Origin of the sequence: Chitinophaga sp., from assembly GCF_036566945.1 — a bacterium.
Taxonomy (GTDB): domain Bacteria; phylum Bacteroidota; class Bacteroidia; order Chitinophagales; family Chitinophagaceae; genus Chitinophaga.
Window position 1 is genome coordinate 1 of record NZ_DATCVJ010000849.1, and the last position, 4,461, is coordinate 4,461.

6 protein-coding genes are annotated in these 4,461 nt (G+C 45.3%); 4 read left to right on the forward strand and 2 right to left on the reverse strand.

Going from position 1 to position 4,461, the window contains the following annotated elements; all coding sequences use genetic code 11:
* The 3 genes from VIP81_RS25580 to VIP81_RS25590 form a co-directional block, all read left to right on the forward strand.
* The coding region (locus tag VIP81_RS25580) for a nitrite reductase (protein WP_331967934.1) at positions 1–1,479 on the forward strand (1,479 nt) is incomplete at its 5' end.
* Positions 1,480–1,507: 28 nt separating this feature from the next.
* Positions 1,508–2,284: a uroporphyrinogen-III C-methyltransferase gene (gene cobA / locus VIP81_RS25585; protein ID WP_331967937.1), complete on the forward strand. Its 777-nt coding sequence runs from the start codon at positions 1,508–1,510 to the stop codon at positions 2,282–2,284.
* Entirely contained in the window at positions 2,284–2,877 is a 594-nt protein-coding gene (locus tag VIP81_RS25590; RefSeq protein WP_331967939.1) for a bifunctional precorrin-2 dehydrogenase/sirohydrochlorin ferrochelatase, read from the forward strand. The genes cobA and VIP81_RS25590 overlap by 1 nt, the downstream gene beginning before the upstream one ends.
* 1 nt (position 2,878) lies before the next feature.
* Here VIP81_RS25590 and VIP81_RS25595 read toward each other — a convergent pair whose 3' ends face one another.
* Positions 2,879–3,220 carry a DUF488 domain-containing protein gene (locus VIP81_RS25595; RefSeq protein ID WP_331967941.1) on the reverse strand — a complete coding sequence of 114 codons (342 nt, stop codon included), beginning with the start codon at positions 3,218–3,220 and terminating at the stop codon, positions 2,879–2,881.
* Between the two features lie 75 nt (positions 3,221–3,295).
* Between VIP81_RS25595 and VIP81_RS25600 the strand changes: the two genes are divergently transcribed.
* A complete protein-coding gene (locus VIP81_RS25600) occupies positions 3,296–3,952 on the forward strand; it encodes an HD domain-containing protein (protein ID WP_331967944.1) in 657 nt (218 codons plus the stop codon).
* Between the two features lie 227 nt (positions 3,953–4,179).
* Here the strand turns inward: VIP81_RS25600 and VIP81_RS25605 are convergent.
* The coding region (locus tag VIP81_RS25605) for an acyl-CoA thioesterase (RefSeq protein WP_414649385.1) at positions 4,180–4,461 on the reverse strand (282 nt) is incomplete at its 5' end.

The window sequence follows — 4,461 nt, forward strand, 5'->3', positions numbered from 1 at the left end:
GGTTTGGGTGCACAACCCTTCCTCGCTAAAGTGGTATACGAATTCCTCGAAACAGATCTGCTCATCCCTTATATCGAAAATGTACTGCGCGTATTTGACCGCTATGGCGAAAGAACCAGCAGGAATAAAGCCCGCATGAAATTCCTCATCCAAAAGATTGGAATGGAAGAATTTGAACGTCTCATTAAAGAAGAATATAAAGCAGTTAAGGTAAAAAGTGTACCGGTAGATGCCGATGCATGGGTAGCCACTACACCTCCGGCACCCGCTCCTGTACCCGCTTACAGCATAAAAGATCCTAAAAAATACGAAGCCTGGAAAGCCACCAACACCTTTGAACAAAAACAAAAAGGGTACTATGGTGCTTATGTGAAAATTACCCTCGGTAACATCGGCTCCGCCATCAGCCGCAAGCTGATTGAAGCCCTCCGCCCGGTAATTGCAGACGATGTAAGAGTAACCGCCAACCAGGGACTGCTGCTGAAATTTATTCAACCGGCAAATCTGCCCTACGTGTTCAGCGTACTGGAAGATGCAGGCTTTGCAGAACCAGGATTCGACAGCATCGCCGACATCACGGCCTGCCCCGGCACCGATACCTGCAACCTGGGTATTTCCAGCAGCACCGGTATTGCCAAAGTATTGGAAAATGTGATTACCGACGAATTCCCGGACCTGGTATATAATAAAGACATTAAAATAAAGATCAGCGGATGTATGAACTCCTGCGGTCAGCACGGTATTGCCAGCATTGGTTTCCATGGCAGTTCCATGAAAGCCGCCGGTAAAGTATTACCTGCCCTGCAGGTACTGCTGGGCGGTGGTATCGTAGGCGACGGCGTTGGTCGTGTAGCCGATAAGGTGATTAAAGTGCCCAGCCGCCGCGGTCCGGACGTATTACGCAGCCTGCTGCATGATTACGAAATCAATGGCCAGGAAAATGAATTGTTTAATGAATATTACGATCGTCAGGGAGAAAAATATTTCTATGAACTGCTGAAACCATTGGCAGATCTCAGCTCCCTCACAGCCGGCGACTTCGTGGATTGGGGTCAGGCGCAGGATTATGCCACTGCGATTGGTGTAGGTGAGTGTGCGGGCGTCATCATTGACCTGGTAGCTACCCTGCTACTGGAGGCAGAAGAGAAACTGGAACTGAGCAGCATTGCGATCATTAAAGGTGCTTATTCAGATGGTATTTATCACGCTTACTCTTCTTTCGTACAGGGTGCAAAAGCCCTGCTGCTGGGTGAAGCCATCAGTGGTAATACACAAATAGGTATCATCAACGATTTCGATAAACACTTTGTAGCGACCGGTAAATTCAGCTTTGAACCCGATTTCAAAACTGTGGTGTTGCAGATCAACGGCAACGAGGCAACAGAAAGTTTTGCGAAAACCTATTTCGAACAGGCGCAATCTTTCTACACTGCCGCACAAGCGTATCGTCAAAAAGCCAGTGAACTGGTACAGGCGTAATGATTCATTTATCAAAACAGGACCAATCATGCAAAATATACAACCTAAACTTACGTTAATAGGCGCAGGCCCGGGAGATCCGGAATTGATCACCGTGAAAGGATTAAAGGCGATTCAGAATGCCAGGGTAATCCTTTATGACGCATTGTCCAGCAACGAACTGCTGGACCATGCGCCGGCTAACTGCCTTCGCCGCTTTGTGGGTAAACGTGCCGGTATGCACGTTTATTCACAGGACGAAATAAACAGGATGATTGTAAAATATGCATTAACTTATGGCAGCGTGGTACGCCTGAAAGGAGGCGACTCCTTTGTATTCGGCCGCGGTCAGGAAGAAATTGCCTTTGCGCAGCAATTTGGTATTACTGCAGAAGTGATCCCAGGTATTTCCAGCGCGATCTCTGTGCCGGGTGTGAACAAAATTCCGGTGACAGCACGCAATGTAAGCGAAGGTTTCTGGGTAATTACCGGCAACACACAAAACGGAAATTTATCCCGCGACCTGGATCACGCTATCAGGGCTAATACCACGGTAATTATTCTGATGGGGATGAGCAAACTATCAGAAATTGCACAGATCTACAGCGCAGCAGGAAAAGGACAAACACCTGCCGCTATTATCCAGAATGGAACCTTGCCCACCCAGAAAATGGGCGTAGGTAATGTAGAAGATCTCCTGGAGATAGCTGCGATGAACGATCTGCATAACCCTGCGGTACTGGTAATCGGCGAAGTGGTAAGTTTTCACGAAGCATTCCAGGCGCTGAAAAGCAAGGTGTCAGAAGAACTTAAAATTGCCGTATAATGGAAGAAAATCAGTTATTCCCGGTGTTTTTCAAATTGCACCGTCTGCACGTACTCGTTGTAGGCGGTGGTAATATCGGATTGGAAAAAGCCAATGCCATGCTGGAAAATTGCCCCCAGGCAACGATTACCGTCGTGTCATTGGATTTTTTGCCTGAACTGGAAGCACTTACGCACCAGTATCCCAATATTACCCTGATTCAAAAATCGTTTTCCTGTGGCGATCTGCTGGGGAAAGACCTGGTAATAGCTGCTACCAACGACAAAGCGTTTAATTATCATGTTTGGGAGAAAGCCAAAGGCAGCAAAGTGCTGATCAATGTGGCCGATACACCGGAACTCTGTGATTTTTATCTTGGCTCTATCGTAAAGAAAGGAAATCTCAAAATCGCTATTTCTACCAATGGTAAATCACCTACCATTGCCAAACGCCTCAAACAGGTATTGCAGGAAGCTATTCCGGATACCCTGGATGAAGTACTGAACAAATTATCACAGATCCGTGATAAACTAAGCGGCGATTTTGCCAGCAAAGTGAGAAAGCTGAACAGTATTACCGATGTACTGGTAAAGCCTGAAAGTGAAGGCGTGTAAATTATTTTTTAAGTAACTCCAGCAGCACCTGCGCCTGGTTGTTTGTTTCGTCTTTAGCCCCGTATAATAGTGTTACCCGCTGATGTTGCGCTCTCTTTTTAATAGCGGCCAACAATTCTTTTTTCTCCTGTAATTCATGTAGATATCTTGTTTTAAATTCAGCAAACTCCGCTGGGTCATGGTGAAACCATTTGCGTAGTTCGTTGCTGGGCGCTATTTCTTTGGCCCACTCATCTACCTGTGCCTGCTCTTTTGAGATGCCTCTGGGCCAAAGGCGATCTACCAGGATGCGGTACCCATCTGTATCTGCAGCAGCTTCATAAATACGTTTAATCTGTAGCATGTCTATTTAACAAGACTGTAATAATATTGTTTTTTTGCTTTTATGGAGTCCCGGAAATTAAATATCATTGTACCTATGAGTAATCAACAGGAAATCATTTCAGCAACAATTGATTTTGTGAAGAAGGAATTAGCAGGAGCAGAAGGAGGCCACGACTGGTGGCATATTTACCGGGTATGGCAACAAGCACGGCATATTGCAGCAAAGGAAGCGGTTGATCCGCTGGTAGTGGAACTGGGCGCGCTGTTACATGATATCGCGGATTCAAAATTTCATAATGGAGATGAAAACATAGGACCCGAAAAAGCCGTAGCATTCCTGCAAACATTGGCGGTGCCGACAGATATCATTACACATGTGGAAAACATTATCCGGCATATTTCTTTTAAAGGCGGCAACCAGGAAGTAAAATTTTATTCGATAGAATTAGGCGTGGTACAGGATGCCGACAGACTCGATGCCATTGGCGCCATAGGAATCGCCAGGGCATTTAACTACGGAGGATTTAAGAACCGGCAGCTTTATGATCCTGCGGTACAGCCTAATTTGCAAATGACCAAAGAAGAATATAAAAATAGTACGGCACCCACTATTACACATTTTTATGAGAAGTTATTATTGCTGAAAGACCGGATGAATACAACTACCGGTAAGGAACTGGCAGCAGAAAGACATGCTTTTATGGAAGTATTCCTGGAGCGGTTTTATAAAGAGTGGGAGGGAGAGATATGAGGAGGTGATCGCCTCCGGCGATTGTCTTTATTCAGGATTACACAGATTTAGAGGATTTGCCGGATTTTTTGATTTTATAACTTTAAAGATTAAAATATTAAGGGAGATAAAAGCACTCGCTTCTATCTCCCTTAATATTTTCTAACAAAAGGTGGAAAAATCATCCCAATCATTACAATCAGTATAATCCTGAACAAAGACAATCGCCGGAGGCGATCCCCTCCCAACTAGATCTTCTCGAAAAACAGCGCTTTTAATTCATCCGCATCTTCCGGTTTCATTTTACCACCGAGGATTAATCTGAGCTGACGGCGGCGCAAAGCACCTTCATATAATTTTTTTTCTTCTTCTGTATCAGTGATAATGCCTGGAACTGGTCTGGAGTTGCCATTGGGGTCTAGAGCTACGAAGGTCATGAAAGCTTCGTTGGATTTATAACGGTATTGCTGTACCGGATCTTCTCCCCACACTCTCATATGTACTTCCATAGAAGTGTTGAAGGCACGGCT